General features: G+C 70.9%; 2 protein-coding genes. One reads left to right on the forward strand and one right to left on the reverse strand.

What is annotated here, in order from left to right; genetic code table 11:
* The first annotated feature begins 7 nt into the window (after positions 1 to 7).
* Positions 8 to 589 (forward strand): VIT1/CCC1 transporter family protein, encoded by a 582-nt coding sequence (locus ACWEVO_RS30875; protein ID WP_452310990.1) that lies wholly within the window; start codon positions 8 to 10, stop codon positions 587 to 589.
* A gap of 48 nt (positions 590 to 637) precedes the next feature.
* Here the strand turns inward: ACWEVO_RS30875 and ACWEVO_RS30880 are convergent.
* A partial coding sequence (locus tag ACWEVO_RS30880; RefSeq protein WP_452310989.1) for a ThuA domain-containing protein occupies positions 638 to 4545 on the reverse strand: 3908 nt, incomplete at its 5' end.

Below are 4545 nucleotides of genomic sequence, written 5' to 3' on the forward strand. Positions count from 1 at the left end.
CCTGCGAATATGCGTTGAAGGTCCCGCCTGCCGGACCTGCCACGGATCCGCCGGCCTGGTGGCCGGCGCGGTGTCGATGGCCCTCGGCGAGTACGTCTCGGTGAGCAGCCAGCGCGACAGCGAGCGGGCACTGCTGGACAAGGAGCGGGCCGAGCTGCGCGACATGCCGCAGGCCGAGCTGGCCGAGCTGGCCGCGATCTACGAGGCGAAGGGACTGCGCCCGGAGACCGCCCGGCAGGTGGCGATCGAGCTGACCGAGCACGACGCGCTCGCCGCGCACGCCGAGGCCGAGCTGAAGGTGGACCCGGACGACCTGGCCAGCCCCGGCCACGCCGCGTTCGCCTCGGCGGTGGCGTTCGTGGCCGGTGCGCTGCTGCCGATGCTGGCGATCCTGCTGCCGCCGCCGGCACTGCGGCTGCCGGTGACCGTCGCGGCGGTGCTGCTCGCCCTGGGCGTCGCCGGGGCGGTGAGCGCGCGGATCGGCGGCAGCAGCCCCCGGCTGGCGGTCACCCGGGTGGTGCTCGGCGGCGCGGCCGGCCTCGCGCTGACCTGGGGCATCGGTCACCTGTTCGGCACGGCGGTGAGCTGACGCGACGGTGCCGGGCACGGACACCCGTGCCCGGCACCGCGGGATGACCTACAGGTCGCGGACCCGTACGTCGCGGAACTCGATCAGGTCGTTGTTGCTGTGGTTCTGCAACCCGACGAACCCGCTGAGGAACTGGCGCAGGTCGGTCGGCGGGTCACCGGCCCGGGACGACGCCTTGCCCGGCGTGTTGTCGAACTCGTTGATCACCACACCGTTCCGGATGATCGTGTAGTGCTGTCCGACCACCCGGACCTCGTAGTCGTTCCACTGGCCCTTCGGGGTCGCCCCGGCCTTGTCGAGCCCCTGCGAGTCGAAGTTGTAGATCGACCCGGTCTTCTGCGGCTCACCGGTGGGACCGTCGTAGATCTGGATCTCGTGGCCGCAGTAGATCGCCACCCACGCCTGCGAGGAGCGGGCCGAGCCGACCGTGCCACAACTGCCGTCCGGCCGCTGGTCCAGCGGGGTACGCGGGTCCGGGAACCGGGCGAACACGCCGCTGTTGGCGTACGAGCCGTCCGGCGAGACGTCCCGGAACTTCAGCCGCAGCGAGAAGTCGGCGAACTCGTCCTTGGCGTACCAGAGCATGCCGAGCCCGCCGGAGCTGCGGATGGAACCCTCCGGCCGCAGGGTGAACTGCCCGCTGGGTGCCTGCCGCCAGTCGGCCAGCGACGCGGCCGTCCCGTCGAAGAGCGGCCGGTACCCGGCGACCTTGCCGATCGGGGAGCCGGCGGCGGCGCTGTTCAGCTTGGCCGCCTCCTTGTTGTCCAGCACGCCGTCGCCGCGCAGGTCGTTGACCACGCCGGCGACGTGGCTGACGAACTCGCCGTGGTTCGACCAGTTCCGCTCGTCGTCGATCAGGTCGTTGACCGTGCAGCCACCGCCGGCCGGGTGGTTGGTCACCCCGGTGTCGGTGTCGAGCAGGCGGACCGTCTTCTGGGTGTCCGGCGCGACGCAGCCGGCGGTGACGGTGAGCTTCGTGGTGGCCTTCTCGCCGTCGGCGTAGGTCACCGTCAGCGTCACCTGGTAGGTGCCGTAGTCGGCGTAGGTGTGGGTGGGGTTGGCCTCGTGCGACGTCGCGCTGCCGTCGCCGAAGTCCCACGCCCAGGCCACGCCGCCGGCGCGGGCGCCGGTGAAGGCGATGGTCTTCGGCTGGCTGGCGGTGACCGGCCGCCAGCCGGCGTCGCTCGGCCGCGGCGTGGCCGCCCCGCCGGTGTACGACACCTTGATCAGCTTCTGGTTGCCGTGCAGGCTGAAGAAGCCGCCCGCGTAGTCGAGCATGTACAGCGCCCCGTCCGGGCCGAACTTGGCGTCCATCCAGGACTGGAGCTGGGTGCCGCCGCTGCCGGAGCGGATGATCTGGCGCAGGTCCTCGGCGAACGCCGGCGGGCCCGCCGTGGCGACCTTGCCCGGGTCGACGGTGACGGCGATCCGGTTGTTGGCGTTGGACTCGTCACCGATGAACCACTTGTTGTCCCAGTACGCCGGCCAGGCCACGCCGCTGTCGGTGTCGACCTGGTCCCGGTGGTAGGTCGGCCCGTCCATGATGGCCTGACCGCCGCCCTTGAGGTACGGCTGGGTGAAGGTCTCCTGGCCCAGGACGTACGAGGGCAGGCCGCTGCCGTCGGTGCGCTTCGGGTAGACCGGGCCGCCGCCCTGCGGCGAGTACCAGATCATGTTGTCCCGGATCGGCGGCAGGTTCACCAGGCCGGTGTTGCGCGGCGAGGTGTTCTTCGGGTTGTCACAGTCGTACCAGCCGGTGAGCACGTTCGCGTCGGTGCTGCTGCGGTCCCGGTACGGCTGCCGGTTGCCCATGCAGTACGGCCAGCCCTGGTTGCCGGCGGAGGTGATGATCGTGGCGGTCTCGTACTTCGCCGGGCCCAGCTCCGGGTCGGGCGCGCCCGCGTCCGGGCCGACCCACGCGGCGGTCAGCCAGTGGTTCACCGGGTCCCAGGCGATCCGGGCGATGTTCCGCACGCCCATCACGTAGATCTCCGGTCGGGTCTTGCCGCCGCCCTCCTCCTTGCCGGTGAACAGGTTCCCGGCCGGGATGGTGTACGTGCCGTCGGCCTCCGGGTGGATCCGCAGGATCTTGCCGTTGAGGTCGTTGGTGTTGCCGGCGGTACGCCGGGCGTCCTGGAACGAGGTGCCCTTGTAGTCCTGCGTCCAGTTGTTGCCGGAGTAGCCGTTGGAGCCGCCGGAGGAGTTGCTGTCGCCGGAGCCGATGTAGAGGTTGCCGCTCTCGTCGAACGTCATGCCGCCACCGGCGTGGCAGCAGCTGTGGATCTGGGTGTCCCAGTGCAGCAGGTCCTTGCGGGTGCTCTGGTCGATCGTCTGCTTCGCCGCGTCGTAGGTGAACCGGGAGACGGTCCGCTGGCCGATCCGCCGGTCCCGGTCGATCGACTCGTGCGGCATCCAGTAGACGTAGACCCAGCCGTTCTGCGCGAACTTCGGGTCGAGGGTGATGCCGACCAGGCCCTCCTCGTTCTTCACCAGCTCACTGCCGCTGCCCCGGTTGCCCATCACGGCGAGGGTGGTGAGCAGCTTGACCTGCTTGGTCTTCGGGTCCCACTGGTGGATGGTGCCGCAGCCGAGGCCGACCTTGGGGTCGTCCCAGCTCACGACCGGCCCGCTCGGGCACGCGGCCTTGCCGATGTAGAAGACCTTGCCGTCGGGGGCGATGGTGAGGCCGTGCGGCTCGCCGATCTGGTCGAGCTGCCCCGGCTGGTTGGTGGTGGTGAGCCGGTCGATGCGGTAGTTCGAGGCGATGGTGGCCTGGCAGTCACCGCGCACCATGCCGGTGGTCCACCGGATCGCGCCGGCCAGGTGGTTCTGGAACCGCTCGTCGCTGGTCCAGCTCGCCTCGGTCCGCCCCATCCCGGTGTAGAAGGAGCGCCCACCGTCGTAGTCCTGGCACCAGGAGATCGGGTGGAAGGCCCCGTTGCCGCTCAGCCCGGCGTTGTAGGTGCCCTCCTCGACCTGCGCGATCGTGTGCACCTTGCCGATCGGGCTGGGGTCCCAGTTGATCCACTGATCGGACCGGGTCCAGGTCAGCGGCAGGCCCTTGTTCGCCGGGTGCTGCCGGTCGGTGACGTCGACGGTGGCCTGCTGCACGGTGCTCTCCGGCGCCGGGCCGGCGTCCGGGCCGATCAGCCACAGCTCGGCCAGCTGGATCAGCGGCTCTCCGCTGTTGGCCGTGACGTTGAGCCGGTAGTGCTGGTAGGCGGTGGTGTTGGTGAAGCTGTACTGCTTGGTCTGGAACCGCTGCGGGAAGGTCTCGTTGCTGCGGGTGTCCAGGTCGGTCCAGGTGCTGCCGTCCTGGGAGCCCTGCAGGGTCCAGTTCTTCGGGTCCCGGCCGGGGAAGTCGTTGGCCGAGGTGAGCGCGTACCGGCTGACCGCGACCGGCTTGGCCAGCTTCGCCGCCAGCCAGCCGGTGGGCGAGAAGGTCAGCCACTTGGTGCCGGTCGACCCGTCGATGGCCTTCGCGGCGGTCTCGTTCGGCGGGTTCTCCCCGCTGGCGGTGGCCGAGACCGCCTTCTCGGCGTTGGGCAGGCCGGCCGCCGGCCGGGTGCCGATCAGGCCGGTGAACCAGGACGACTCCGGCTGGGCCCGCGCCGCGTCGTGCACGCCGACGAAACCGCCGCCGCCCTTGACGTACGCCTGGAAGGCCGCCTCCTGCGCGTCGTTGAGCGTGACGCCGTTGGCGGAGAGGAACACCACGGCCCGGTAGCGGGCCAGGTTGCCGAAGGTGAACACGCCGGGGTCGGCGGAGTCGTCGACGGTGAAGCCGTTCCGCTCCCCGAGGTCCCGGATGCTCGCGGTGGCCTTGGCGACCGGGTCGTCCTGCTTGTCGACCGGACCGTGGAAGACCAGCACCTTGACCGCGGCGGCGGCCTCCGCGGCGGCCGCGGGCGTCGGCGTGAGGGTCTGGCCCGGCAGGGTCAGCAGGCCGAGCGCCA

The organism is Micromonospora sp. NPDC003776 (genome assembly GCF_053605645.1).